The following is a 25,513-nucleotide window of genomic DNA, read 5'->3' as shown; positions in this document are numbered from 1 at the left end:
GAACAGGGGTGGCGGCCATGTGCAGGCCGTCACCGGGGTTTCGCGGGATGGTAACGTTCTGCGGCGCACCCTGCCCTGTGCCATAGGAGGGGTGTCATGGGCGGGAACGGCCAACCGAGCAACGGCTCCACCATCATTCCGTGCCTGCGCTATCGCGACGCGCAGGCCGCCATCGACTGGCTGCAGCGCGCCTTCGGCTTCCATGCCCAAGCTGTCTACGCCGATGGCGATACGGTGTTCCATGCGCCGCTGACCTTCGGCAGCGGCATGATCATGCTCGGCTCGGCCGACAAGGAAAGCGCCTGGAGCCAGCATGCCGCGATGCCGGACGAGGTGGGCGGCCGCCAGACCCAGAGTGCCTGCGTGATCGTCACCGATGCCGACGCCCATTACGCCCGGGCCAAGGCCGCAGGCGCCTGCATCGTCATCGACATCGCCGACCAGGACTACGGCGGCCGTGGCTATGCCTGCGCCGATCCGGAAGGCTACCTGTGGTGGTTCGGCAGCTACGATCCGTGGCGCGCGGACCACGACCAGTGACCGCCGCAGCGATCCGCTGCGGCATCGGCGGCTGGGTGTTTCCCGAATGGCGCGGCGGCGTTTTCTACCCCGTGGGCCTGCCGCAGCGTGAAGAACTGGCCCATGCCAGCCGGGCCCTGCGCTGCATCGAAATCAACGGCACCTTCTACCGCACGCCCACCGCAGCACAGTGCGCGCAGTGGGCCGCGCAGACGCCGGAAGGCTTCCGGTTTTCGATGAAGGCACCACGCTACCTGGTGCAGCGCCGCGACCTGTCCAGCACGGTGGAGGCAGCCGCGCCCTTCCTGCAGGCCGCACTCGCACTCGGCGACCGGCTGGGCCCCCTGCTGTGGCAGTTCGATCCGCGGCATCCGGCCGACGCCGAAGCGCTGGAACGGCTGATGGCGCAGCTGCCCAAGCAGCTGGGCGGCGTGCCGCTGCAGCACGCCCTGGAAGTCCGCAATGCCGAGGCGCATGGCCCGGCACTGGTTACCGCCGCACGCGCGCATGGCGTGGCCGTGGTGATCGAGGACAGCGACGAGGCGCCATTGCGTGGCGATGTCAGTGCCGGCTTCGTCTACGCGCGGATCAAGCGCAGCCAGGCCCGCTTGAACGCGGGCCTGCCAGCATCCGTGCAGCAGCGCTGGGCCGAACGCGCACGCCGCTGGTCGCGCGGAGAGCCGGTGGACGACCTGCCCTGCCTCGCAGGGCCCGCCCCTGAAAGCCCGCGCGAGGTCTACCTCCTGTGCATCGGCGCAGGCAAGGCGCGCAACCCGGCGGCAGCGATGGCGCTGCAGCGGCAGGTTGACCAGAGCAGTCATTCCACACGCGGGTAGCGCTGCGACGTTCGCCTTGCCTCACAATAGGCAGATGAGCACACCCGACACCCGCAAAGCGCTGTGGCAGATCCATTTCTGTGTCCTGCTGTGGGGCATCACCGCCATCCTCGGCAAGCTGATCACCCTGCCCGCATTGCCGCTGGTATGGTGGCGCATGCTGCTGGTGACGGCGATGCTGGCCCTGCTGCCACGGGTGTGGCGCGGGCTGCGTACCCTGCCCCTGCGGCTGGTGGCCGGCTACGCCGGCATCGGCGCGCTGGTCGCCCTGCACTGGCTGACGTTCTACGGTGCGGTGAAGCTGGCCAATGCCTCGGTGGCCGCCACCTGCATCGCGCTGGCGCCGGTGTTCACCTCGATCATCGAGCCATGGGTGGCCAAGCGGCCGTTCCAGCTGCGTGAACTGGCGTTCGGCCTGGCGGTGCTGCCGGGTGTTGCGCTGGTGGTCGGCGGCGTGCCCGATGGCATGCGCCTCGGTGTGTTGATCGGCGCGATCTCGGCGCTGCTGGTGGCAGTGTTCGGCTCGCTCAACAAGCGCATGGTCAGCCACGCGGATCCGCTCACGGTCACCGCACTGGAGCTGGGTGCGGGCACCCTCACCCTGACCCTGCTGGCACCGCTGATGCCCTACCTGCTGCCGGCGCTGGCCAGCCCGCTGTGGGTGGTTCCGGACCTGCACGACGGCATCCTGCTGCTGGTCCTGGCCGGCTTCTGCACGCTGCTGCCGTTCGCCCTGGCCCTGGTCGCGCTGCGCCACCTGAGCGCCTACACGGTGCAGCTGGTGACCAACCTGGAACCGGTCTATGCGGTGGTGCTGGCGGTGGTGCTGCTGCGCGAGCAGCACGAGGTCACCCCGTGGTTCTACCTGGGCGTGGCGATCATCGTCGGCGCGGTGTTCCTGCATCCCCTGCTGAACCGCCGCAAGCCGGTGCAGCATCCGGAAATCCTTGGCACGGCCGAGGCACGCAACATCGCCGATTGAGCGCGTCCACGCAGGGCGTGGATGGCCGTATCAACGCTGCGGCCAGTGCCATGCCGGAGCATCCAGCAGGCCCTGCCCGCTCAGCAGCGTGCGGCCCTGTTCCTTGTGCAGGTGCAGCGAATGACAGCCGGGCGCTTGCTCCAGTGCTGCGATCAACCGGCTGGCGTGTGACACCACCCACACCTGGCTGCGCGCACTGGCCGCGATGATCAGCCGCGCCAGCGCCGGCAGCAGGTCCGGATGCAGGCTGGTCTCCGGCTCGTTGAGCACCAGCAGCGGCGGCGGGCGTGGCGTGTGCAGCGCAGCAGCCAGCAGCAGGAAGCGCAGCGTACCGTCGGACAGTTCGGCCATCGACAACGGCCGCAGCAACCCCGGCTGGTGGAAGCGCAGGGCCAGTCGACCGTCCAGCTCTTCGAAGCCGACCGTGGCGCCGGGGAACGCATCGTCGACGCTGCGTGCCAACGCGACCGGATCTCCGATCTCGAGAATGGTCACCCACGCTGCCGCCAGATCCCGGCCGTCGTGATGCAGCACCGGCGTGCGCGTGGCCATCGCCGGTTGTCGCGCCGGGGCATGGGCGTCGCTGCGGAAATGGTCGTAGAAGCGCCAGCGACGGATGTACTCACGCAAGGCGATGGTTTCCGGCATGCGCTGCGGATCGCCGACCTGGGTGAACAGGCTGTCGAACAGCGACAACCGGTCATCCACGAGATCCCAGCCGCGCGCATGACGTTGCCGCACCATTACCCCACGGCGATCAACCAGCAGGTTGGCGCTGCGCAGGAATGGCCCGGCCCAGATCGCCTCCGCCTTGATCTGCGGATCCAGCGCAAACGCCGAACGGCTGGGCGGCGGATAGCCCAGGTCGATGGCATAGCCGAATTCGTCGGTGGTGAAGCCGAGCTTCAATCCCACCGATGCCTGCCGAGGGCCACCCTGCAGCGGGATATCGCCGGCCGCAACCCGGCGATCGATGGATTCGGGGCCGGCCCACAGCGCCGAACCCAGCCCCCCTTCGCGGGCCAGCACCGCCGCAACGCCGCCCTGTGCGGTCTCCGCCAGCAGGCGCAGCGCGCGGTACAGGCTGGACTTGCCACTGCCGTTATCACCGGTCACCACGTTCAACTGCTGCAGCGGCAGTACCAGCCCGTGCAGCGAACGATAGTGGGCGATGGCCAGGGTCTGCAGCATGGTCGGCGTCCGTGGGAACAGAAACGGCATATTCGCCGGGCACAATCGCACAGGCCGCGACACGGCGTTATCCCATCGGCAAAATCATCCACGCAGGGCGTGGACCTACTGCATGCAGGGCTCAGCCTGCCCGTTCCACCCGGTTGCGACCGTTGCCCTTGGCCCGGTACAGCGCCTTGTCGGCGCGCGCCAGCATGTCATCCACGCTTTCACCTGCCTGGTGCTGGGCAACGCCGATGCTGATCGTGACCGGGAAACCCAGCGGAAGGTCTGCCACGGCCAGGCGCAGGAACTCGCATTGCAGTTCGGCCGTGCGCAGATCAGTGCCCGGCATCACCGCCACGAACTCCTCGCCGCCATAGCGCGCGGCCATGCCACGGCCGGCGAAATGCGAGCGCAGCAGCACGCCCAGCTCGGCCAGCACCCGGTCGCCGGTGGCGTGGCCCTGGAAATCGTTGATGTGCTTGAAGTGATCGATGTCCAGCAGGGCCACGCAGGCCACTCCCGGTTGCCCATCGATCTCCGCCACCGCCTCTTCCAGTGCCGCCGCCATCGCGCGGCGGTTCGGCAGTCCGGTCAACGCATCGGTGCGGCTCTGCTCGGCCAGGTCGGCATTCTGCGCCAGCAGCACGTCCTGGTACTCCGACAGCAGGCGCTCGTAGTCATCGCGTTCCAGCATGTGCTTCTGGATGTCGAGCGCGAAACGGCGCAGCTCCATCACCAGCATCACCTGCCGTGACAGAGCGGCCAGTGCCTCGGCCTTGTCGCTGGGCAGGTGCTGCGGATGTGCATCGAACACGCACAACGTACCCAGTGGCAGGCCATCGGAACTGATCAGTGGCGCACCGGCGTAGAAGCGGATGTGCGGGTCGCCGGTCACCACCGGGTTGTCGTGGAAGCGGATGTCCTGCAACGCGTCCTCGACCACCATGATTTCCTGCGGCTGCAGGATGGCGTGGCCACACATCGATTCGCTGCGCAGGTTCTCCGCCGCGTCGATGCCCTGGATCGACTTGAACCACTGCCGCTCGACATCGATCAGGGTCACCGCCGCCATCGAGGTACCGCAGACCGTCTTGGCGATCGCCACCAGGTCGTCGAATGACTTCTCGCGCTGCGAATCAAGGATCCGGTAGCGGTACAGCGCCTCGAGCCGAAGCGCTTCGTTGGCAGGCTTGTCGGGCTTGATCATGCAGCGTCACATTCCGGCAGGTCACTGCGGAGTCTAGCCGATGTAGAGCCGAGCCCATGCTCGGCTGCACCCGGACAAAAGGGCAGCCGAGCAGGGCTCGGCTCTACAGAGGCCGTTTACCAGTCCAGCTGCTTCGGCAACAGGCCCTGCAGCTCCTGCTCGGTCAGGTTACGCCACTGGCCCGGCTTCAACGCGCCGATCTTGATGTTGTCGATGCGCACGCGGCGCAGCTGGGTCACGCGATAGCCGAATTCGGCGGCCATCAGGCGGATCTGCCGGTTCAGGCCCTGCTGCAGGGTGATGCGGAAACCGAACTTGGCGATGCGCGAGGTCTTGCACGGCAACGTCATCTGGTCGTGGATGCGCACACCGCGCGCCATGCCGCGCAGGAACTCATCGGTAACCGGCTTGTTCACCGCCACCAGGTACTCCTTCTGGTGGCCGTTCTCGGCACGCAGGATCTGGTTGACGATGTCGCCGTTGCTGGTCATCAGGATCAGGCCTTCGGATTCCTTGTCCAGGCGCCCGATCGGGAAGATGCGCTGCTCGTGGCCGACGAAATCGACGATGTTGCCCTTGACCGAGGTTTCGGTCGTGCAGGTGACACCCACCGGCTTGTTCAGCGCGATGTAGACATGGCGGCGTGCGCCGGGCTTGCGGGCCACGCGCGCGCGCAGTGGCTGGCCGTCGACCAGCACCTGGTCTTCGTCGCCCACCACCGCGCCAGTGCCGGCCGGATGGCCGTTGACGGTGACCCGGCGGGCGGCGATCAGGCGATCGGCCTCGCGGCGGGAGCAGAAGCCGGTGTCGGCGATATGTTTGTTGAGTCGGGTGGTCATCGCCCTATTATCCGGCATCGCCGCTCGCAGCGCTTCATGCCAGGCCGGGCGGATCGAGCTCTTCACCGTCGAACACCCGGTTGCGGCCGGCGCGCTTGGCCACGTACATGGCATGGTCGGCCCGCCGCAACAGCCCGGCCAGATCGTCCTCGCCCGGCCGCCACCGCGCCAGGCCGATGCTGGCGGTCACTTCCAGCCCCGGCACCTGCAGGGCCTGCCCGGCCTCGGTGATGCGCTGGCGCAGGCGGTCCAGCCGCGCCGACGCCGCCTCGCGCGGCATGCCGGGCATCAGCAGCAGGAACTCCTCGCCGCCCATCCGCACCACTTCGTCCTGGCTGCGCACCGCAGTGCGCAGCGCGCGTGCCACCGCCACCAGTACCTGGTCGCCCACGGCATGGCCGTGGCGGTCGTTGATGTCCTTGAACAGGTCGATGTCGAGGAAGCCGATCACCAGCGGGCCACGCTCACGGTCGACCTGTGCCAGGTGACGGGCCAGCTGCTGCAGGCCGGCGCGGCGATTCGGCAGTCCGGTCAGGCCGTCGGTTTCGGCCAGCTGACGCAGTTCATCGCGCTGCTGGCGCAGTCGGCCCAGCCGCTGGTTCATGGCATAGGCCGCCATCATCAGCAGCCAGGTCACCGCCAGCTGCAGTGCTTCGACCCGGTACTCCAACAACCATTCCGCACGGCAGGCATCGGCGATGATCAGGACCAGCATGGGTGCCAATGCGGCCAGTCCTGCCTGCGACCAACGGTCGCCACGCCAACGTGCCCATACGCCCATCAGCAACGCCAGGCCACACCCCAGCAGATAGGTCACCTGCAGGCCCTGCGCGACCCAGGCCAGCTGTTCCCAGCGCAGCCACGGCACCAGGACGGCCAGCGCCAGCAGGCCCCACAGCACGGTCGCCTGCAGCGGCCGCGACCGTGGCCATACGCGGTCACCGCCGTTCAGCCGCCACAGTGCCGGCAGTACCAGCGCCTGCGTGGCGGCGGTCAGCGAGAGCAGCCACCAGGCCCCACGCTCCCCCACCGGCAGCCACGGTTCCGGGTAGCCGCTGAGGCCACCGAGGATCGCCTGCCACAGCACCAGTACCGTGGTGCCGGCGACGTAAACCAGGAAGCTGCGATCGCGCGTGGTCAGGAAGGCCATCAACGCCGACAGCGCCAGTGCGATCGCCACGGCGATGCAGGCAGCACGCATCAGCAGGCGGGCGGTGTCGTTCTGCTGCACCGGGCTGGGCGCGCCCAGCCGCAGGGTCGGTACCCAACGTGTCTTCAGCGGTGTCTGCCAGGAAACCAGGAACGGCTCATGGCTGCCGGCCGGCGGTACGGCCACCAGGCCGATGCCTGCACGGAAGCGCGAATCACGGGTGCGGGCGTCGTGCATGTTGCCGCAGATTTCGCGGTCACCGTGCTGTACCCGCACTTCGCCGGCAAAGACATTGAACACGTCCAGCGCCTGTGGCTGGCCCGACCAGCCTTCCCGCGGAGCCGGCACCAGCACCTGCTGGCGCGGGCCCGACAGCATGTGCGGCGTGCACGCACGATGTGGGGTGGGCTCATCGGTGGCGCCACCGACCAGCAGGTAATCGCGCCCCGATTCCACCACTGCGGCCTGCAGCGGCCACGGCGTCGCCAACCACGCCAGCAGTACGACCAGCACCGCTCCCGTTCCGTACTGCCACTGCCTGCCGCCCACGCCACATCCTGTTGTTGCTTACGCCCGCGCCCACTGCGCGTCGCCCCTGGCCGGCATTATCGCAGCCGGACGTACGCCGCACGTGTAGACCAAAGTCGCCGCCACGCCGTTCAGCCAGCCCCCGGCGGCCCCTTCACCGCGACCAGCCGCACCGGGCGCAGATCGGCCAGGGTCAGCCGCTCCAGCGGCTGCGGGCGTTCGATGGCATAGCCCTGCAGGCCCTGCACGCCAAGCCGGGTCAGCGCACCGGCAACCTCGGCGGTCTCCACCCACTCGGCCACCACTTCCATCTGCAGCTCGCGCCCGAGCTCGCTGATCGCGCGAACTGTGGCGTGGCTGACTGGATCAGTATCCATGTCCCGCACGAAGGCGCCGTCGATCTTCAGGATGTCCGCAGGCAACTGGCGCAGATAGCCGAAAGAAGACAGGCCGGAGCCGAAGTCATCCAGTGCCATCCGGCAGCCCCGCGCCTTGACCGCATCGATGAATGCACGGGCCTGGGTGAGGTTGCTGATCGCCGCAGTCTCGGTGATCTCGAAGCACAGCTTGGAGGCCAGCGCGCGGTTGCGCTCGAGCAGGTCGCAGACGAAGGCGAGGAAGCCGGGCTCGGCGATCGACTGCGCCGAGACGTTGACGTTGCACAGGCCCAGCTGGCGCACGTGTGCCGGGCACACCTGCAGGTGGCGGAACAGCAGCCCGAGCACGTGACGATCCAGCGCCACCGCCATGCCATAGCGCTCCACTGCCGGCATGAACTGTCCGGGCAGGTGCAGGCTGCCGTCGGTACCGCGCATGCGCACCAGCACTTCGTAGTGCAGGTAGGTCGGATCGCCCACGCGGGCGATGCGTTGCGCATACAGCAGCATGCGGTTCTCGGCCATCGCCAGGCTGACGCCCTGCAACCGCTCGGCTTCCCGGCGGCGCTCCTCCAGCGCCATGCGGTTCTCATTGAAACAGTGCACCCGGTTGCGACCGGCCTGCTTGGCGGCATAGCAGGCGCTGTCGGCAGCACTCATGAGCCAGTTCGCATCGGGGGCGTCGGCGCTGACTTCAACCACACCGATGCTGCAGCTCAGCTGCGGGCTGCCCTCGCTGATCGGGAACGTGGCTTGGCCCAGGTTGCGGATCACCCGCTGCAGCACCCGCTTGGCCTCGTCCTGCCCGGCATGGGCGAGGAACACGGCGAACTCGTCGGCGCCCAGGCGGCCGACCCAGTCACCGTCACGCACTGCAGCCACCAGATAGTCGGCGAAACTGCGCAGCATCTGGTCACCGGCGGCGTGGCCGAAGCTGTCGTTGACCAGCTTGAAGTGGTCCAGGTTGATGTAGCACAGCGCATGCGTGCCGCCGTCGCTGCGCACCTGCAGCAGCGAACGTTCCAGCAGCCGCTCGATCTCGCGCCGGTTGATCAGGCCGGTCAGCGGATCGTGGCTGGCGTGGTGTTCGATCTCGCGCGCCAGGGCATGGTTCTGACTGACATCCTCGATGATCGCAAACACCGACAGGCCACCTCCCGCGCTGCGCACGCCGGTGCCACTCCAGCGCCCCCACACGAGGCTGCCATCGCGGCGGCAGAAGCGCAGCTCACTCGGCCGCAGCTGCCGGTCCCAGTCAATGCGGCCGACGCCATCGATGACCAGTTCGCCTTCCATCAGCAGATCACCGAGCGACATCTGCAGCAGCACGTCGCGTCGGTAGTCGAGGATATCGGCCATCGCCTGGTTGGCTTCGATCACCTTGCCGTCGGTGTCGAGCTTGAGCATGCCGACATTGGCCTGGTAGAAGGCCGCACGGAAGCGGCTTTCGTGCTCGGTCAGGTCCTTGCCGACGCGGCGCGCCAGCGCGACGGCCATCAGGCTGATCGCCAGCACCGACAGCCCACCGACCACAAGCGTGGCGATCCGCACCATCGTGGCCATGCGCAGCAACGCCTGGGAAAATGCCTGTGCCTGCACCTGCAACCGCCGGTCCAGATCACGCAGCTGCTGCAGGTACCGGTCGCGGTCCGCCACTGGCAGCGCCCCGTGGGCATGCCCCGACTGCAGCTCGGCGACCAGCCGCTGCACGGCCAACAGGTCATCATCGGTCTGTCGCCACAGCGTGCTTGCTTCCCGGAATGCACCGATGTCGCGTGCATAGCGGAACGAGAACACCAGGCGCGGAATATCGGCGCGCGCGTTGCCGCCCTGCAGGAAGCCCTGCCTGGCCTTCTCCTCGTCCGGTACCGCCTGTTCCAGCGCCAGCCGGGCCTGCAGATCCCCCAACGGAATCCGCAGCGCCTGGCGCGCGTCGTCCAGGTCCTGGGCATCACCGCGCGCCAGATAGCGGCTGAGTGCGGCGGTCGCATCCTGCTGACCACGCGACCAGTAGCCCTGGCCGGCGATCCATGCGGTGGAGGCCGCCTGCAGCTCCTGGATCAAGGCGGACAGCGCGACCAACCCGATCGCCATGCCCGTCAACAACGCAAAGCGCAATCCCAGGCCACGGGTCATCGGCACCCGCCGGCTCTGCTGGTCCGTGCCACTTCTACCCATCCCGGATCCCCCCGAATGTGCTGCGGTGACAACCTCCCTTGGAACCGGCCCAGCCTATGACCGGCAATGTGTGGGCCATGCGAAAAAGGGGACGGAGGGGATTAAGTCGTTTTCGGCATAAGCGCGCGGCCTGCCATTTACGACTTAATCCCCTCCGTCCCCTTTTCCTGTACGCCAGCCCGGAGGCTGGCGTTGATCAGGACGGCTGCGGGTGCGGCTTAGAAGCTGCGCGGGCCGCGCGGCTTGAAGCCATCACGACGCGGCGGGCGGCTGTCGCGGTCACCGCCGCGGTCGCCACCATGGCCACCCGGACCACCCGGGCCGCCACGACGCGGGCCACCCGGGCCGCCCGGACCACGCTTGTCGAAGCGCGGCTTGAACGGACGCGGGGCCGGGTTGGTGTCTTCACCCGGGGCCAGCGCACGCATCTGCAGCTGCTGGCCGGACACCCACACTTTCTGCAGGTGCGACAGCACGTCCGGCGGCATCTGCGCCGGCAGGTCCAGCAGCGAGAAGTCGTCGTGGATGTCGATGCGGCCGATGAAGCGGCTTTCCAGTCCGGCTTCGTTGGCAATGGCGCCGACGATGTTGGCCGGCTTCACGCCATGCTGGTGGCCCACCGAAATGCGGTAGGTCTCCATGCCCTGCTCCGGTGCACCACGCGGCGGAACCTCGCGGCGCGGACGCTGCTCGAAACCACCTTCGGCGTCGTCACGACGCGGGCCACGCTCGAAGCGCGGACCACGCTCGTTGCGGTCGAATCGATCGCCACGCTCCGGACGGTCGCCACGGTCGAAGCGCTCGCGCGGCGCGCGCTCTTCACGCGGGGCGCGCACCGGCGGCTGCAGCAGGAACGGGGTGTCACCCTGCAGCAGCTTTGCCAGCGCGGCGGCGATCTCGATGGCGGGCACGTTCTGCTCGTTCTCGAAGCGCTCCAGCAGCTGGCGGTAGAAGTCCAGGCCACCGGCGCCGAGGGTTTCGCTGATGCGCGAGGTGAACTTGTTGATGCGGGTGTCGTTGACCGCCTCCACGCTCGGCAGCTGCATCTCTTCGATCGGCTGGCGGGTAGCGCGCTCGATCTGGCGCAGCATGCCCTTCTCGCGCGGGGTGGCGAACAGGATCGCCTCGCCGCTGCGGCCGGCACGGCCGGTACGGCCGATGCGGTGCACGTAGCTTTCGGTGTCGTACGGGATGTCGTAGTTCAGCACGTGGCTGATGCGCTCCACGTCCAGGCCACGGGCGGCCACGTCGGTGGCCACCAGGATGTCCAGCTTGCCTTCCTTCAGCATGGCGATGGTGCGCTCACGCTGGGCCTGCTGCATGTCACCGTTGATGGCGGCAGCGGCCAGGCCACGGGCCTGCAGCTTGCTGGCCAGTTCTTCGGTGCCGGCCTTGGTACGCGCGAAGATGATCATCGCGTCGAACGGCTCGACTTCCAGGATGCGGGTCAGCGCATCCAGCTTGTGCATGCCGCTCACCCACCAGTAACGCTGGCGGATGTTGGCCGAGGTGGTGGTCTTGGCCGCGATGGTCACTTCCACCGGGTCCTGCAGGTAGGTCTGCGCGATGCGGCGGATCTGCGGCGGCATGGTGGCCGAGAACAGGGCCACCTGGCGCTGCTCCGGCAGCTTCTTCAGCACGGCTTCGACGTCGTCGATGAAGCCCATGCGCAGCATTTCATCAGCTTCGTCCAGCACCAGGGTCTTCAGCTCGGACAGGTCCAGGGTGCTGCGGTCCAGGTGGTCGATCACGCGGCCGGGGGTACCGACCACGATGTGCACACCACGGCGCAGGGCCGACAGCTGCTGGCCGTACGGCTGGCCGCCGTACACCGGCAGCACGCGGAAGCCCGGGATCTTCGACGAATAGGACTGGAACGCCTCGGCAACCTGGATGGCCAGCTCGCGGGTCGGTGCCAGGATCAGGGCCTGCGGCTTGATCTGCTGCAGGTCGATGTTGGACAGTACCGGCAGCGCGAACGCGGCGGTCTTGCCGGTGCCGGTCTGGGCCTGGCCCAGCACGTCGCGGCCTTCCAGCATCGCCGGGATGGTGGCGGCCTGGATCGGCGACGGGGTTTCGTAGCCGATGGCGGTGACCGCCTGCATCACGGGCTCGGACAGGCCGAGCTGCGCAAACTGCAGCGGCGCTTGGGAATCTTGGGACATGGGGAACTCCGAAGACACTGCCGTCTTCCTGGCAGTGCGATAAAAAAGGTGATGGTCCGCGCTTTGGGCGCCCTTCTTATCGCGTGCCCTGGCGCTGCTCGGTTGGAGGAGATTTCACTCGCTCAGAGCGGAATCATACCGCATTGATCCTGAACAAGGTGTACAGCTTGCCGTGCGCGTGTCGTCATGCCCCGTGCTGGCGCACAATACGCGCCCTCTTCCCCGGCCCGGCCGCTGGCCCCCTCCCCTTCCCAGGAAACCCGCTCCATGCAGATTCTCGAATTCGACCTCGACGGTGACTACGTCGAACTCAAGCAGTTGCTGAAGCTGGCCGACCTGGTCACCAGCGGCGGCGAAGCCAAGATGGTCATCGGTGACGGCCAGGTGCGGGTCGATGGCGAAGTCGAACTGCGCAAGGCCTGCAAGATTCGCGCAGGCCAGGTGGTCGAATTCGCCGACAGCCAGATCCGGGTGCTGGCTGCCGGCTGATCTGAAGCTGTTCAGGCCACGCGCTGGGTCAGGTGCGAGGCAATCAGCTGCCTGAACGGTGCTACGCCCTGCGCCAGGCGCAGGCCGGCCGCCCGCAGCAGGCGCGCCGGACGGCGATCGTCGGTGTACAGGCTGGCGATCGCATTGGTGGCCTCGTACAGCGGCCGCGACGCCAGCCGGTGACCGCGCTGGTAGCTGGCCAGCATGCCGGCCGCGGCAATGTCGGCACCGCGACGCTGCTGCTCGACGATGCCCTGCGCCAGCCGCTGTGCGCTGGCCAGTCCCAGGTTGAAGCCATGCGCGGTGACCGGGTGCATGCCGACTGCGGCATCGCCGATCAGTGCCGAACGCTCGCCGACAAAGCGGTGCGCGTACACACCTACCAGCGGATACGCCTGCGGCGTGGCCACCGGCTGCATGCGGCCCAGGCGATGTTCGAAGCAACCGCTGATGGCCTCACCGAAGGCCACCTCATCCATTGCCAGCAGTTCTTCAATCTGCCGCGGCGGCAGCGTGATCACCGCCGACTCCTGGCCCTCGTTGAGCGGCAGCAGCGCCATCGTGCGGCCGTAGCCGAACCATTCCCAGGCAGTGTGGTGATGGTCGCGCTCGACCTGCATGCGGCACACCAGCATCGACTTGCCGAAGTCGCGCATCTGCGCACCGATGCCGAGCATGCGGCGGGTGGCGGAGAAGCGGCTGTCAGCGGCCACCAGCAGCCGCGCATGCAATTGGCTGCCGTCATCGAGTTTGACCACATGGCCCTGTGCATCGGCCTGCACGCCCTGCACCTTGCGCCCGTCGAACAGCTCCAGGCCGTCCTGGCCCTGCACGGCATCCCATGCAGCACGGCGGATCAGATGATTGGGCACCAGCCAGCCCAGCGGCTGGCCGTCGACCTGGCTGCTGGCGAAGGTCAGCGCGAACGGCGAGCCACCATTCATCACCTTGGCATCGCGCAGTTCAGCGACTTCGGCGTGCGGCAGGCGCTGCCATAACCCCAGCTGCTCCATGCTCTGCCGCGAGGCATGGGTCAGCGCGATCTCGCGGCCATCGAAGGCGGCTTCGGCCAAGGCTTGGCGCGGCTGCACTTCGACCAGCCCGACCTGCAGCCCGCTGCCGGCCAGCGCGCGCGCGAAGCACAGGCCTGCCGGTCCGGCGCCGACCACCACCACGTCCATCCTGCGCATGCGCGCCTCCTGCCGTTGATTCAGTCCGGGCCAGCATAGCGCCACACACCTGACCGGCCTTGATCTGGATCAGGCCCGGGTCACAACAACGCGAACACCAGCGCCAGGATCGACAGCAGCGACACCAGCCACACCAGGCTGCGCACGTAGGGCACGCCTGCGGCATACAGCGGCAAGTAGGCCACGCGCGCCCAGAAGTAGGCCTGCGCGGCCAGCGCGGTGGTGTCGTTGCCGCGCCCAGCCACGACCACTGCGATGGCGGCAGCGGCAAAGAACGGGAAGGTTTCCAGGAAGTTGGCCTGGGCCCGCTGCAGGCGACCGGCCAGCGGGCTGACCGGCTTTGCATCGCCATCGCGTGCCGAAGCATTCCACTTCATCCCGCGCTCGCGGGTGACCACGGTGGAGGTGGCGAAAATGTAGACAAAGCCCAGCAGCACCGACCAGGCCAGCATCGTCAGTTCAGTTGCCATCATGCATCTCCTCAGGGTGCCGACGCACGCAGGCTGTAACCGGCCAGGCGCCACACCTGGTCCTCGTCGAAACGGAACGAGACCAGCTCGCGCACCGGCTGCGCGCTGTTGGCGAAACGGGTCGGGAAGCTGACGTTGATGTACAACCCTTCCGGCACCGCAGCGCCGGCGCTGTACTTGACCCGGGTAATGGTCGGCTGGCCGCGGCCGGCCAACGCACCCAGGCGCGTGCGCTCGCTGGTCAACTGGCTGACGAAGGCGGCCTTCGGTACCGCACGACGCGCGACGGCCGAAGCGCCGTCCCACAATTCGCCTGCGCGGTTGGCATCCACCAGCTGCGCTGCCTTCACTGCGGCCGCACCCATTTCCGCGTCCTGTTTCTGCACCTGCGCCTGCTGCGCGGCGGTCAACACCGGAGCGCCGGCGGTAGCCGGTTTTGCAGCCGCTGGCGAGGCCGGTGCCGGGCGCGCGGGTGCCGGGGCGGGCGTGGCCGGTGCAGGTGCCTGCGCCAATGCGGTCAGGGGCAGCAGGGACAGCAGCAGGAGCACGCGCTTCATGGACACCGCCGGTTCTCGGGAAAGAACCGCAGTCTACGCCAGCGCGGTGAGCTGTTCGTCAGCGCGCGTTGGCGCTGCCTTCCACCGTGGCGGCATCGGCCTGCGCGGCAGGCGTGCCGGAGTCTGCCGGCGCCTGTTCGGCCACCGGCGGCGGCTCCGACGGTGCCGGCGGCAGCGTCGCCACGTCGATCTCCGACAGCGGGCTTTCTTCCGGGCACACTGCATCCGGGAAACCGAAGCGCTGCTTCAGTGCCTGGCCGCAGCTGTTGATCGATTCCATGTCGGCGCCTTCGCGCTTGCACTGCTGGTCGAAGGCGATCAGGAACGCGTCCTTGCGCTGCACGAAATCATCGCCGCAGGCCCGCATCTGCTTGATCCGTTCCAGATCGTCCTGCACCGCGTTGGTGCCATCCAGGCCGTACTGGCGCAGCTCGTCCGCGGTCAGCAGGCGCAGGCTGCGGTTGGGCACGGTCATCATCAGATCAGCCACGCCCACCGCCACGCCGTTGCGCTGCAGGTAGTCCTTTACGTTGTCGTAGACCTCGTGCAGCTCGCGGTTGAGTTCTGCGCGCGAGGTGGCCTTGGAGCTGATGCGCATCATGCGGTGGATGCCAACCTTGCCTGACAGCAGGCGGTTGTCACCGGCGGCCAGCACGAACACGCAGGCACTGTGGCAGATCGAGCCTTCGCGCACCCAGATGGTCCAGCCGGATTCACCGATACTGTCACCGGCGACGATCGCCGATTCCACCTGGCCCCCGCTGGAATCCAGGTCGAGGATGCGCTTGTGGATCTTCTGCTGGTCGGCAACCACGGCCAGCCGCCACATCATCTCGGCGAAGCCCGGGTTGATCTTGCCGGCGTAGCGCACGCGCATCAGGCCACGTTCGGCGCAAGGCGCCAGCGCCTGGCTGATCTGCTCGCGCTGCAGGCCTTCCAGCTCGACACCGTCGCCCGCGTCACCGGCATATTCGGTGCTGCAGCTGACCCACGCACGCCCGTTCTCCAGCTGCGCCTGCGGCCACGGCCGATCCGCCCGGCTGCGCGGCGGCGCCGGCGGCGGTGGCGCATCGGCGGCGTTGATCGACACCATGTTCTCGCCATCACTGGCCGGTGCCCGCGCCGCCTTGTCGGCAGCGGTCACATTGCCCGGATTCTCCAGCTGACTGCAGCCCGCCAGGGCCAGGCACAACAGGGGCAACCAGCGGAGTTTGGCGGACATCGGGCAACCGGATTTCAAGGGAGCAAGGGCCACAGTCTACCCGTCCGGAGCGCGCATTCAGCGCGTGGTACTGAACCCCTTCTGACCCTTGGGAAAGCGTGTCGACCAAGGTCGACACCCACCAACAGCCTCAGGAACCTGTCGAAGGCGGGGTGGGTCCGGTGGCAGGGGTGTGAGCGGCATGGATGCCGCGACCAAGCCCCCATGGACGGGTTCACGGCGTCCCCTGCCACCGGCCCCACCACGCCATCCCACAGGAATCCCGCTTCTGCTGTTGCTTCTGCTGTTGCTTCAGCTGTTGCCGTTGATTCTGCGGGTGCAGGGCGCAGCCCTGCCAGATCCCCCTTCAGCATCCATGTCCGAATGTGGCGAGTATCTCCACCCGCACACGCCTAGACTGGCGCCATGGATACCGCCCTCGCCCTCGACACCGCCGCCTGCGACCGCGCCCGCCTGGCCCGCGACGCACGCTTCGACGGCGTGTTCTTCACCGCCGTGCGCAGCACCGGCATCTACTGCCGCCCGGTGTGCCCGGCACCGCCACCGAAGCCGCGCAACATCACCTACTACCCGACCGCCGCTGCGGCCGCCGCCGCCGGCTACCGCCCGTGCCTGCGCTGTCGTCCCGAACTGGCGCCGCAGGCACAGCAGGCATTGGCTGGGCAGATCGTGCAGCGCGCCCTCGCCCTGATCCATGGCGGCTTCCTGCAGGAGCAGCCCGTTGCCGACCTCGCGCAGAAGATCGGCCTCAGCGCGCGCCAGCTGCAGCGCCTGTTCGTTGAACACCTGGGCGCGACGCCGGGGCAGATCCACGCCACCCATCGCCTGCTGCTGGCCAAGCAGCTGCTGACCGAGACCACGCTGCCGGTGACCGATGTTGCGCTGGCCGCCGGCTACAACAGCCTGCGCCGCTTCAATACCGCCTTCCTGCAGGGCTGCGGCATGGCACCGACGGCACTGCGTCGCCAGCATCAGCCGCCGGCCGCCGATGACGGCGGCCTGGTACTGCGCCTGGTGTACCGTCCACCGCTGGATTTCCCGCGCATGCTGGCCTTCCTGCGCAAGCGCAGCCTGCCCGGCATCGAACTGATCGGCGAAGACAGCTATCAGCGCGTGCTCGGCACACCCGAGCGCCCCACCCTGCTGCGCGTCACCGCCGACCCGAAACGCCCGGAACTGCGCCTGCAGCTGGGCGCGGTCGATCCGCGCCTGATCCCCGACATCGTGCGCCGCGTGCGTCGCGTGTTCGATCTGGATGCCGACCTGCAGCAGGTGCATGCCGCGCTGGGCGAGGAACCGCTGCTGGCGCGAGGCATCGCCGAACGTCCCGGTCTGCGCGTGCCCGGTGGCTGGGATGGCTTCGAGGTGGGCGTACGCGCCGTGCTCGGACAGCAGGTCAGCGTGGCCGCGGCCACCACCTTCGCGCGGCGCCTGGTCGATGCCTATGGCGCACACCTGCCGGGCATGCCATCGGAATTCGATCGCCAGTTCCCCGCGCCCGAGGTACTGGCTGAGGCGCCGCTGGAATCGATCGGCCTGCCGCGCACCCGCGCCGCCACCGTGCGTGCGCTGGCCGCTGCCTGCGCCAGCGGCCAGCTCGACTTCGGGCCCGGTCAGGCATTGGAGGAATTCGTTGCGCGCTGCGTGGCACTGCCCGGCATCGGCCCGTGGACCGCGCAGTACATCGCGCTGCGCGGACTTGGCCAGCCCGATGCCTTCCCCGCCGGTGACCTGGTGCTGCAGCAGGTCCTCGGCCACGCCCAGGGCCAGCGCCTGAGCGAGCGTGCGACCGAAGCCCGCTCGCAACCGTGGCGCCCGTGGCGCGCCTATGCCGTGCTGCATCTGTGGCACCTGTCCGGCACCTTCGTTGGAGAACCGACATGACCCTGTTGTTCGATCGTTTCGACAGCCCGATCGGCGTGTTGACCATCGCCGGTGACGAGCGTGGCCTGTCGCATGTGCTGTTCCCGGAAAACCGCCATCCGGCACGCGGCCGCGAAGACTGGCACTACGCCCCGGATGCACTGCCGGAAGCACGCGATCAACTGCTGCAGTTCCTGCACGGCGAGCGCAACAGCTTCGACCTCGTGCTGGCACCACGTGGCACGCCGTTCCAGCTGCGTGTATGGCAGGCGCTGGCGTTGATTCCGTTCGGCCAGACCTGGAGCTACCTGCAGCTGGCGCAGCACCTCGGCCAGCCCAGTGCGACCCGTGCGGTCGGCGCTGCCAACGGCCGCAACCCGCTGCCGATCATCCTGCCCTGCCATCGCGTGATCGGCAGCAACGGTGCACTGACCGGTTTCGGCGGCGGACTGCAAACCAAGGCCGCGCTGTTGCGGCTGGAACAACGCCAGGCACCGCTGTTCGCCTGAGAGGGCTGGCCGGGCTGCGCCCGGCACCCGCAGAGGCAACCGCAACGGCCGAAGCAACAGCGGCATTCCGAGGCATGGCGTGGTGGGTCCGGTTGCGGGGGACGCCGTAAACCCGTCCATGGGGGCTTGGCCGCGGCATCCATGCCGCGGACACCCCCGCAACCGGACCCACCACGCCTTCGACAGATTCCTGCGATCTGTCGGGACGGCGCACTGCGCGGCTGCTGGTAGGTGTCAACCTTGGTCGACACGGTAGATCCACGCCATGCGTGGATGGAAGCATCAGGAATATGTCTGGAGAAAAGCCCCCTTCTTGTTGAAGGGGGCGCGCCGACAGGCGCGGGGATAAGGAAAAATGCGCGGACACGGCGCGCGATAGTGCGCCGTGTCTTGGGCGCGTCATTACCTCGCACTATGATGGACGGATGACTTCCGTACGCCTGACCTGCGCGCTGGCGCTGCTGCTGCCATTGGCCGCCTGCACCACCGCGCCCACCCCTTCCGCCTCTGTTCCCACCACTGTTGCAACGGCTGCACCGCCGAAGCTGCTGCTGATCTCGATCGACGGCCTGCGCGCCGATGCGCTGGATCGCGGCCTGACACCGAATCTGCAGCGACTGATCGACGGCGGGGTACGCGCGCGCTGGATGACGCCTTCGTACCCGTCGCTGACCTTCCCCAACCACTACACCATCGTCACCGGCCTGCGCCCGGACCACCACGGCATCGTCAACAACAGCATGGACGATGCAACCCTGGGCCGTTTCGAACTGAGCAACCGCGACGCGGTCACTACCAGCGGCTGGTGGGGTGGCGAACCGATCTGGGTCAGTGCAGAGAACGCCGGCGTGCGTTCGGCCACCACGTCATGGCCGGGCAGCGAGTCGGAAATCCGTGGCGTGCGCCCCAGCCAGTGGCGCGTCTACGATGGCAAGGAACCACTGGAGCAGCGCGCCGGCATCGTGCTCGACTGGCTGGCGCAGACCGATGCCGATGCACCGCGCCTGACCACGCTTTACATGGAACACGTGGACAAGGCAGGCCACAACTACGGCCCCGAGTCGAAACAGTACGCCGACGCCATCGTGCGCGCCGACCAGATCGTCGGCCAGGTGCTCGATGGACTGCAACAGCGCGGCCTGGTCGCGACCACCAACATCATCGTGGTCTCTGACCACGGCATGGCCAGTGTCGCCGACGGCCACGTGATCGCCACCGAATCAATGGCCGATCCGGCCATCGCGCGCAATGTCAGCCAGGGCCAGTCGGTAGGTTTTGCGCCGGTCGCGGGCCGCGAAGCGGAAGCGGAACGCGCCCTGCTCGGCCGCCATACGCACTACGAGTGCTGGAAGAAGGAGAACCTGCCGGCGCGCTGGCACTACGGCACGCATCCGCGGGTTCCGGCCATCGTCTGTGCCATGGATGAAGGCTGGGACGCCCTTCACCTGGAGAAGATCGCCAAGCGCGCCAGGCAGGATCGAGGCTCGCATGGCTACGACAACGCCCTGCCCTCCATGCGCGCGGTGTTCGTGGCCAGCGGTCCGTCGTTCCGCCAGGGCCTGGTGATCGATGGCTTCGACAATGTCGACGTCTACCCGCTGCTGGCGCACCTGCTGCAGGTGCCGGCCGCGCCGAACGACGGCAATCCGGAAACGCTGAAGAACGCCCTGCGCTGATCCGGTTGTAGAGCCGAGCCCATGCTCGGCTGCATTGCGCCAGCCGAGCATGGGCTCGGCTCTACAAAAACGTGCATAAAAAAACGCGGCGCCAGGCGCCGCGTTTTTCGTTGAACCGGTCTGGGCCGGATCAGGCCTTGGCGACGGTCTTCTTCGCCACAGCCTTCTTCGCCGGAGCCTTGGCCACGGTCTTCTTGGCAACCGGAGCGGCGGCGCCTACGGCGACCTTGCTCGCGGTGTGCGAACGGGCGTTGCCGTAGCTGGCGTTGTAGCGCTTGCCCTTGGCGGTCTTGCGGTCACCCTTACCCATGTCTTCAACTCCTCAAATGTGAAATCTGGTTACCCCGTACTGACACGGGTTCGGCGGGGCCGCCTTGCTGGGCGCCCCCGCGCACGATCGAAAATCCTACCATGGAGCGCCTAGTGCGCGCAGCTGGCGTCGTGCACGTGACCGTGGTTGAGGCGCAGGTTGACCAGATGGGCCACACCCACCAGCAGGCCGCCGACGGTCATCACCACCGCGTGCGGCACCGCATTGTGGTGCAACGGGTCGTACAGCACGCCGGCCCACAACGCCACCAGGCCGGGAATCAGGAAGCCCAGCGCACGCAGCGCACCGTGGCGACGGTAGCCCCAGACCAGGCTGAACAGCCCCAGCAGGGTCACGAACACCACCAGCGCCTGTTCCACGCCGTCGCTCAGCCAGAACGACAGGCCCAACGAGGGCGCTGCGGCCAGCAGCACCGGAATCACCGCGCAATGCACCGCGCACAGCATCGAACCCGTGGCGCCGAAACGGTCGAGCAGGTGGCGCAGGCGTGAGGACAGGGACATGACTTCCAGCAGGGTCGGCGAATCGTTATGGAATAATATAACATCCCTTCCCGACCCGCACGGTTTCCCTCCCCCTGTCCCGCTGACGGGATGCGTGCGCCCAGCGATTGATACAGTGTAACAAAGGACCCACCGATGCCCGCCCGTACCCCGCGGTTGAAGCCGCATTCCCTCGCCCTGGCCCTGACCGCCCTGCTTCCGACCGTTGCCTTCGCCGCCAGCGAAGACGATTCCCATCGTGACCGCCACCTGACTGAACTGTCGTCGGTGCAGGTCACCGCGTCGCCGCTGCAGGGCGACGCAGAATCGCTGGCACGCCCGGTGGAGGTTCTGGCCGGTGAACGCCTGGACGAGCAGAAGGCCGGCACCCTCGGCGATACCGTGGCCAAGCTGCCCGGCGTACAGAGCACCTTCTTCGGTCCCGGCGTCGGCCGCCCGATCATCCGCGGCCAGGAAGGCCCGCGCGTGGCCGTGCTGTCCAACGGCATGGGCAACATGGATGCATCCACCGTCAGCGCCGACCATGCCACCAGCATCGAGCCGTTCCTGGCCGACCAGATCGAAGTGCTGAAGGGTCCGGCCACGCTGCTGTTCGGCAGCGGCGCCATCGGTGGTGCGGTCAATGTGGTCGATGGCCGCATCGCGCGCGAACTGCCGGAGCGCCCTCTGAGCGGCCGCGCAGAACTGCGCGGCAATTCGGTGAACAACGAACGCAGCGGCATGTTCCGCCTCGATGGCGTCAGCGGCAATGTCGTGCTGCACGTGGATGGTCTGGTCCGCAATGGCGACGACTACCGCATCCCCGGTTATGCAGTGATCGACAGCCTTGAAGATCATCATGACCACGATCACGACCATGACGCGGCCGAGGGTGAAGAGCCGCGTCGCGGCCGCCTGGACAACAGCTCGATCCGCACCCGCGCCGGTGGCGTCGGCGCAACGTGGCTGGGCGACGGCGGCTACTTCGGCGTATCGGCCAGCACCTACCGCACCAACTACGGCATTCCCAATGGCGCGCACGTGCACGCCGATGGTGATGATCATGGCCATGACCACGGTCACGACCATGGCGATGAAGAAGAAGGCGGCGACGAGCACGACGTGCGCATCGACATGGTGCAGAACCGCTTCGAGACCAAGGCCGGCATCTACGACCCGGTCTCGTTCCTGAAGAACATCAACGCACGCGTGGCCTACACCGACTACGAACACGTGGAGCTGGAAGCCGGCACGCCGTCCACCCGCTTCACCAACCGTGGCATCGAAGCGCGTCTGGAAGCCGTACAGCAGCAGATCGGTGGCTGGGACGGTGCCTTCGGCCTGCAGTTTGGCAACAGTGATTTCGGCGCCAAGGGCGAAGAGGCGTTCGTGCCGGATACCGGCACGAAGAACATCGGCCTGTTCGTACTGCAGGAAAAGCAGTTCGGCCCGTTCAAGCTGGAACTGGGCGGCCGCCACGACCAGGTCAAGCTGGACCCGACCGGTGACTACCGCCGCCGTACGTTCGGTGCCACCAACCTGTCTGCCGCCGGTATCTGGAAGCTCAACGACGCCGTTGACCTGCGCATCGGCGTGGACAGCTCCGAGCGTGCACCGACCAACGAAGAGCTGTATGCCGCCGGCGCACACATCGCCACCCGCTCGCTGGAAATCGGCGACGCCAACCTGAAGACCGAGCGCGGCCAGCGCGTGGAACTGGGCATCCACACCCACAGCGAGCGCCTGGACTTCTCCGCGTCGGTCTACCAGACCAGGTTCAAGGACTTCATCTACCTGGCCGACACCGGTGTTACCGAAGGCCTGCCGGTCCGCGCCTGGACCCAGCAGGACGCGGTGTTCCGCGGCGCCGAGGCCGAAGCGCTGGTGCACCTGTTCGAGGGTGGCGCCGGTGACTGGGATCTGCGCCTGTTCGGTGACTACGTGAAGGCCAAGCTGGATGGCAGCGGCAGCCGCAACCTCGACATCGCCGTGCCGCACGGCGACCACAACCACAATTACAACGTGGAACTGGCCAACACCGGCTACCTGCCGCGTATCGCCCCGGCCCGCGTCGGTGCCGACCTGCGCTGGTCGAAGGACGGCTGGCGCGCCTCGGTCGGTGCGGTGCGCTACAGCCGCCAGAAGGACGTCGCGCAGAACGAAGCACCGAGCGACGGCTACACCCTGGTCGATGCGCACCTGGCCTACCGCTGGGACCGCAACGCCAGCAACAGCTACGAAGTCTTCCTGGATGGCAGCAACCTGACCAACCGCGAAGTGCGTCCGCATACCTCGCTGCTGCGCGACTACTCGCCGCTGCCGGGCCGTGGTGTCGCATTCGGCATCCGCGCGTTCTTCTGATCGCGTAAGGCGGGGTCGGATCCCACGGGGGCCTTCGGGCCCCCGTTTTCATTTCGATCCGCACCATCACACATTCGTCACAAAGATGTGCGTACCACAACAAGCGGACAATCCCGTCACTCAAAGTCTCGCCAATCGGACATTTTTGTCCGAACATAATTCCATGACTGCCCAACGTGCCGATGCTGCTGCCCGCCGTGCCCTCATCCTCGACGCCGCCGATCATGTGTTCGGCCAACACGGTGTCACCGCCCCGCTGGACCTGGTGGTCGAACGCGCCCAGGTGGGCCGCGCCACCCTGTACCGCAACTTTCCCGACCGCACCGCGCTGATCCAGGCACTGCTGCAGCGTACGGTCGACCGCATCCGGCGCCAGGTCGAACAGCTCGGCGACCGCGACGATGCCCTGTTCGAGGTGTTCGAGGGCATGGCCCAGCGCATCATCGATTCGCCTGCCTTGGCCGACTACTGGCGCGCAGTGGATTCGGACGTGCCGGCCATGCGTACCGCGCGCGAGACCGTGCGCGATCTGCTGGAAGCACCGATCGCCCGTGCCAAGGCCGCCGGCCTGTGCCGTGCCGACCTGGAGAAGACGGACATTTCACTCATCTCGGGCATGCTAGGCGCGGCCCTGCGCGGCAAGACCCGCGACGAGCGCGCCCACCTGGCCGGGCGCGCCCTGCAGCTGCTGCGCGGGGGTCTCCAGGGAGCAACCAGCGAGGCCCGCTGATGGTCCAGCCGTATCTGAAGCCGGTTCCGGATTGGGAGGAGCACGAGAAGCCGACCATGCCCGGTTCGGCTTCGATGCCCTGGCACCCACCGTACCGTCGGTTGGCCTATGCACTGGTATCGCTGCTGGTGGCGATCACCGGCGGCCTCGGCAATGCGCTGGTCACCGCCAACCTGCCGTTCCTGCAGGGCCAACTGGCACTGACCCCGACCCAGGGCAGCTGGCTGGTGGCCGCCTATGCCATGGTCAATGTCACCGCCAACCTGCTGGCCTTCAAGTTCCGCCAGCAGTACGGCATCCGCCTGTTCGCCGAGATCGGGCTGGGCCTGTATGCGGCGCTGGCGGTACTGCACCTGTTCGTCGGCAGCTTCGAGACCACGATGCTGACCCGCGCCGCCAGCGGCTTCGCGGGTGCGGCCTGTTCGACACTGGGCACGCTGTACATGCTGCAGGCGCTACCGCGTCGCTTCACCGGCAATCTGCTGGTCGTCGGTGTCGGCCTCTCGCAGCTGGCGGTGCCGATCGCCTGGATCGTGTCGCCGGGCCTGGTCGATACCGGCCAGTGGCACCAGCTCTACTCGTTTGAGGCCGGGCTGGCACTGTGCGCGTTCGCGGCGGTGGTGGTGCTGAAGCTGCCGCCCGGCATCCAGGTGAAGGCGTTCGAGCCGCTGGACTTCCTCACGTTCGCCCTGCTCGCACCGGCCGTCGCCCTGCTGGTGATCGTGCTGGCGCAGGGCTACACCCGCTGGTGGCTCAACACGCCATGGCTGGGCTGGGCTCTGGTCGCCTCGATCGCGCTGTCCACCACCGCCTTCATCATCGAGCACTACCGGCGCAATCCGCTGCTGCAGATCCGCTGGCTGTCGAAGCTGCCGGTACTGCACTTCATCGTCGGTGCGTTCCTGATCCGCTTCCTCACCACCGAGCAGTCCTACGGCGTGGTCAACCTGATGCGCACGCTGGGCATGGGGCCTGACCAGATGCGCCCGCTGTTCGTGGTGATCCTGGCGGGCGTGGTCACCGGCATCGCCGGTGCATCGCTGACCTTCGGCCCGAAGCGGCTGATCCCCCAGCTGCTGATGGCGATCCTGCTGCTGGGCGCCGCCGCGTTCTTCGACCAGCACCGCACCAGCCTGGACCGGCCACACGATTTCTACGCCAGCCAGTTCCTGGCCTCGGTCGGTGCCGGTATGTTCATGGGCCCGCTGATCATGCTCGGCATCTCTGCCGCGTTGAAACAGGGCGTGGATCACATGATCACCTTCCTGGTGACGCTGTCGATCACCCAGACGCTGGGTGGCCTGGCCGGCTCGGCGGTGCTGGGCACCTTCCAGCTGCATCGCGAGCAGTTGTACTCCAGCGCATTGACCAGCCAGCTCGACCCGGCCGACCCGGTGGTGGCACAACGCCTGCGCATCCAGCAGCAGCTGTACAGCGCACAGATCACCGACCCGGTGCTGCGCAGTGCGCAGGGCAGCGCGCAGCTGGCGCAGACCACTCGCCGCGAAGCCAACGTGCGTGGATTCAATGATGTGTTCACATTGAGCGGTTGGCTGGCCATCGGCTTCCTGTGCTGGTTGCTGCTGCTGTCGCTGCGCACCGCGGTGCTCAAGCAATGGCGCAAGCGCCACCCCACTTCCCCCGCTGCGGCCACGCCGGCCGCGCCCCGCTGAGTC

At 67.7% G+C, this 25,513-nt stretch carries 22 protein-coding genes; 10 read left to right on the top strand and 12 right to left on the bottom strand.

The genetic code is table 11. The features are described 5' to 3' along the window. The first annotated feature begins 96 nt into the window (after window positions 1–96). From M1L61_RS06780 to M1L61_RS06770, 3 genes are read left to right on the top strand one after another with little or no spacing between them, the layout of a single operon-like run. The gene (locus tag M1L61_RS06780) at window positions 97–540 is read left to right on the top strand and encodes a VOC family protein (protein ID WP_248854483.1); all 444 of its coding nucleotides are present in this window, start codon (window positions 97–99) and stop codon (window positions 538–540) included. After that, on the top strand, window positions 537–1,355 hold the full coding sequence (locus tag M1L61_RS06775; protein WP_126559942.1) for a DUF72 domain-containing protein: 819 nt from the start codon (window positions 537–539) through the stop codon (window positions 1,353–1,355). The genes M1L61_RS06780 and M1L61_RS06775 overlap by 4 nt, the downstream gene beginning before the upstream one ends. 34 nt (window positions 1,356–1,389) lie before the next feature. Further along, window positions 1,390–2,337, top strand: a complete 948-nt coding sequence (locus tag M1L61_RS06770; protein WP_010486385.1) for a DMT family transporter — start codon at window positions 1,390–1,392, stop codon at window positions 2,335–2,337. Window positions 2,338–2,367: 30 nt separating this feature from the next. Here the strand turns inward: M1L61_RS06770 and M1L61_RS06765 are convergent, their stop codons facing one another. From M1L61_RS06765 to M1L61_RS06740, 6 genes are all read right to left on the bottom strand, one after another. Continuing rightward, window positions 2,368–3,528, bottom strand: a complete 1,161-nt coding sequence (locus tag M1L61_RS06765) for an AAA family ATPase (RefSeq protein ID WP_054171319.1) — start codon at window positions 3,526–3,528, stop codon at window positions 2,368–2,370. Window positions 3,529–3,649: 121 nt separating this feature from the next. Continuing rightward, window positions 3,650–4,720: a sensor domain-containing diguanylate cyclase gene (locus tag M1L61_RS06760; protein ID WP_248854482.1), complete on the bottom strand. Its 1,071-nt coding sequence runs from the start codon at window positions 4,718–4,720 to the stop codon at window positions 3,650–3,652. A 116-nt stretch (window positions 4,721–4,836) separates the two neighbouring features. Next, the gene (locus M1L61_RS06755; RefSeq protein ID WP_010486389.1) at window positions 4,837–5,559 is read right to left on the bottom strand and encodes a pseudouridine synthase; all 723 of its coding nucleotides are present in this window, start codon (window positions 5,557–5,559) and stop codon (window positions 4,837–4,839) included. A 34-nt stretch (window positions 5,560–5,593) separates the two neighbouring features. Beyond that, window positions 5,594–7,258, bottom strand: coding sequence for a diguanylate cyclase (locus tag M1L61_RS06750; protein ID WP_248854481.1), 1,665 nt, complete (start codon window positions 7,256–7,258; stop codon window positions 5,594–5,596). Window positions 7,259–7,368: 110 nt separating this feature from the next. Next, window positions 7,369–9,792, bottom strand: a complete 2,424-nt coding sequence (locus M1L61_RS06745; RefSeq protein ID WP_248854480.1) for an EAL domain-containing protein — start codon at window positions 9,790–9,792, stop codon at window positions 7,369–7,371. 218 nt (window positions 9,793–10,010) lie between these two features. Continuing rightward, window positions 10,011–11,957 (bottom strand): DEAD/DEAH box helicase, encoded by a 1,947-nt coding sequence (locus M1L61_RS06740; RefSeq protein WP_019337605.1) that lies wholly within the window; start codon window positions 11,955–11,957, stop codon window positions 10,011–10,013. Window positions 11,958–12,224: 267 nt separating this feature from the next. On the opposite strand from M1L61_RS06740, the gene M1L61_RS06735 reads away from it, so the two are divergent. Beyond that, window positions 12,225–12,446, top strand: a complete 222-nt coding sequence (locus M1L61_RS06735) for an RNA-binding S4 domain-containing protein (protein WP_010486399.1) — start codon at window positions 12,225–12,227, stop codon at window positions 12,444–12,446. Between the two features lie 11 nt (window positions 12,447–12,457). Here M1L61_RS06735 and ubiM read toward each other — a convergent pair whose 3' ends face one another. The 4 genes from ubiM to M1L61_RS06715 form a co-directional block, all read right to left on the bottom strand. Next, window positions 12,458–13,636, bottom strand: a complete 1,179-nt coding sequence (gene ubiM, locus M1L61_RS06730; RefSeq protein ID WP_248854479.1) for a 5-demethoxyubiquinol-8 5-hydroxylase UbiM — start codon at window positions 13,634–13,636, stop codon at window positions 12,458–12,460. Window positions 13,637–13,716: 80 nt separating this feature from the next. Next, window positions 13,717–14,106: an MAPEG family protein gene (locus tag M1L61_RS06725; protein WP_248854478.1), complete on the bottom strand. Its 390-nt coding sequence runs from the start codon at window positions 14,104–14,106 to the stop codon at window positions 13,717–13,719. 11 nt (window positions 14,107–14,117) lie between these two features. Then, complete coding sequence (locus tag M1L61_RS06720; RefSeq protein ID WP_010486405.1) at window positions 14,118–14,663, bottom strand: DUF4019 domain-containing protein; 546 nt, start codon at window positions 14,661–14,663, stop codon at window positions 14,118–14,120. Window positions 14,664–14,721: 58 nt separating this feature from the next. Further along, the gene (locus M1L61_RS06715; RefSeq protein WP_010486407.1) at window positions 14,722–15,885 is read right to left on the bottom strand and encodes a hypothetical protein; all 1,164 of its coding nucleotides are present in this window, start codon (window positions 15,883–15,885) and stop codon (window positions 14,722–14,724) included. A gap of 405 nt (window positions 15,886–16,290) precedes the next feature. Here M1L61_RS06715 and M1L61_RS06710 point away from each other — a divergent pair, with 405 nt between their 5' ends. From M1L61_RS06710 to M1L61_RS06700, 3 genes are all read left to right on the top strand, one after another. After that, entirely contained in the window at window positions 16,291–17,769 is a 1,479-nt protein-coding gene (locus M1L61_RS06710; RefSeq protein WP_049455656.1) for a DNA-3-methyladenine glycosylase 2, read from the top strand. Then, the gene (locus M1L61_RS06705) at window positions 17,766–18,257 is read left to right on the top strand and encodes a methylated-DNA--[protein]-cysteine S-methyltransferase (protein WP_010483106.1); all 492 of its coding nucleotides are present in this window, start codon (window positions 17,766–17,768) and stop codon (window positions 18,255–18,257) included. Before M1L61_RS06710 ends, M1L61_RS06705 begins: the two co-directional genes overlap by 4 nt. 425 nt (window positions 18,258–18,682) lie before the next feature. Next, the gene (locus M1L61_RS06700; protein WP_248854477.1) at window positions 18,683–19,933 is read left to right on the top strand and encodes an ectonucleotide pyrophosphatase/phosphodiesterase; all 1,251 of its coding nucleotides are present in this window, start codon (window positions 18,683–18,685) and stop codon (window positions 19,931–19,933) included. Between the two features lie 130 nt (window positions 19,934–20,063). Here M1L61_RS06700 and M1L61_RS06695 read toward each other — a convergent pair whose 3' ends face one another. Together M1L61_RS06695 and M1L61_RS06690 are read right to left on the bottom strand one after the other, a co-directional pair. Then, window positions 20,064–20,243: a 30S ribosomal protein THX gene (locus M1L61_RS06695; protein WP_010483110.1), complete on the bottom strand. Its 180-nt coding sequence runs from the start codon at window positions 20,241–20,243 to the stop codon at window positions 20,064–20,066. A gap of 110 nt (window positions 20,244–20,353) precedes the next feature. Beyond that, entirely contained in the window at window positions 20,354–20,767 is a 414-nt protein-coding gene (locus M1L61_RS06690; protein ID WP_019338435.1) for a MerC domain-containing protein, read from the bottom strand. A gap of 135 nt (window positions 20,768–20,902) precedes the next feature. Between M1L61_RS06690 and M1L61_RS06685 the strand changes: the two genes are divergently transcribed. From M1L61_RS06685 to M1L61_RS06675, 3 genes are all read left to right on the top strand, one after another. Then, window positions 20,903–23,107 (top strand): TonB-dependent receptor, encoded by a 2,205-nt coding sequence (locus M1L61_RS06685; RefSeq protein WP_019338436.1) that lies wholly within the window; start codon window positions 20,903–20,905, stop codon window positions 23,105–23,107. A gap of 163 nt (window positions 23,108–23,270) precedes the next feature. Next, on the top strand, window positions 23,271–23,837 hold the full coding sequence (locus tag M1L61_RS06680) for a TetR/AcrR family transcriptional regulator (protein ID WP_010483118.1): 567 nt from the start codon (window positions 23,271–23,273) through the stop codon (window positions 23,835–23,837). Then, window positions 23,837–25,510 carry an MFS transporter gene (locus M1L61_RS06675; RefSeq protein ID WP_248854476.1) on the top strand — a complete coding sequence of 558 codons (1,674 nt, stop codon included), beginning with the start codon at window positions 23,837–23,839 and terminating at the stop codon, window positions 25,508–25,510. The genes M1L61_RS06680 and M1L61_RS06675 overlap by 1 nt, the downstream gene beginning before the upstream one ends. Window positions 25,511–25,513: the final 3 nt, after the last annotated feature.

The sequence above is a fragment of the Stenotrophomonas sp. NY11291 genome (assembly GCF_023277365.1).
Classification (GTDB): Bacteria; Pseudomonadota; Gammaproteobacteria; order Xanthomonadales; family Xanthomonadaceae; genus Stenotrophomonas; species Stenotrophomonas geniculata.
This window is presented reverse-complemented; position numbering and strand designations above follow the sequence as displayed.

Excerpts from the sequence above, each read along its gene's own strand:
- M1L61_RS06765 (WP_054171319.1), bottom strand. The coding sequence starts at position 3,528 with ATGCTGCAGACCCTGGCCATCGCCCACTATCGTTCGCTGCACGGGCTG.
- M1L61_RS06715 (WP_010486407.1), bottom strand. The coding sequence starts at position 15,885 with ATGTCCGCCAAACTCCGCTGGTTGCCCCTGTTGTGCCTGGCCCTGGCG.
- M1L61_RS06780 (WP_248854483.1), top strand. The coding sequence starts at position 97 with ATGGGCGGGAACGGCCAACCGAGCAACGGCTCCACCATCATTCCGTGC.
- M1L61_RS06705 (WP_010483106.1), top strand. The coding sequence starts at position 17,766 with ATGACCCTGTTGTTCGATCGTTTCGACAGCCCGATCGGCGTGTTGACC.
- M1L61_RS06740 (WP_019337605.1), bottom strand. The coding sequence starts at position 11,957 with ATGTCCCAAGATTCCCAAGCGCCGCTGCAGTTTGCGCAGCTCGGCCTG.
- M1L61_RS06745 (WP_248854480.1), bottom strand. The coding sequence starts at position 9,792 with ATGGGTAGAAGTGGCACGGACCAGCAGAGCCGGCGGGTGCCGATGACC.
- M1L61_RS06725 (WP_248854478.1), bottom strand. The coding sequence starts at position 14,106 with ATGGCAACTGAACTGACGATGCTGGCCTGGTCGGTGCTGCTGGGCTTT.
- M1L61_RS06710 (WP_049455656.1), top strand. The coding sequence starts at position 16,291 with ATGGATACCGCCCTCGCCCTCGACACCGCCGCCTGCGACCGCGCCCGC.
- ubiM (WP_248854479.1), bottom strand. The coding sequence starts at position 13,636 with ATGCGCAGGATGGACGTGGTGGTGGTCGGCGCCGGACCGGCAGGCCTG.
- M1L61_RS06675 (WP_248854476.1), top strand. The coding sequence starts at position 23,837 with ATGGTCCAGCCGTATCTGAAGCCGGTTCCGGATTGGGAGGAGCACGAG.
- M1L61_RS06695 (WP_010483110.1), bottom strand. The coding sequence starts at position 20,243 with ATGGGTAAGGGTGACCGCAAGACCGCCAAGGGCAAGCGCTACAACGCC.
- M1L61_RS06690 (WP_019338435.1), bottom strand. The coding sequence starts at position 20,767 with ATGTCCCTGTCCTCACGCCTGCGCCACCTGCTCGACCGTTTCGGCGCC.
- M1L61_RS06700 (WP_248854477.1), top strand. The coding sequence starts at position 18,683 with ATGACTTCCGTACGCCTGACCTGCGCGCTGGCGCTGCTGCTGCCATTG.
- M1L61_RS06760 (WP_248854482.1), bottom strand. The coding sequence starts at position 4,720 with ATGATCAAGCCCGACAAGCCTGCCAACGAAGCGCTTCGGCTCGAGGCG.
- M1L61_RS06735 (WP_010486399.1), top strand. The coding sequence starts at position 12,225 with ATGCAGATTCTCGAATTCGACCTCGACGGTGACTACGTCGAACTCAAG.
- M1L61_RS06770 (WP_010486385.1), top strand. The coding sequence starts at position 1,390 with ATGAGCACACCCGACACCCGCAAAGCGCTGTGGCAGATCCATTTCTGT.
- M1L61_RS06720 (WP_010486405.1), bottom strand. The coding sequence starts at position 14,663 with ATGAAGCGCGTGCTCCTGCTGCTGTCCCTGCTGCCCCTGACCGCATTG.
- M1L61_RS06755 (WP_010486389.1), bottom strand. The coding sequence starts at position 5,559 with ATGACCACCCGACTCAACAAACATATCGCCGACACCGGCTTCTGCTCC.
- M1L61_RS06680 (WP_010483118.1), top strand. The coding sequence starts at position 23,271 with ATGACTGCCCAACGTGCCGATGCTGCTGCCCGCCGTGCCCTCATCCTC.
- M1L61_RS06685 (WP_019338436.1), top strand. The coding sequence starts at position 20,903 with ATGCCCGCCCGTACCCCGCGGTTGAAGCCGCATTCCCTCGCCCTGGCC.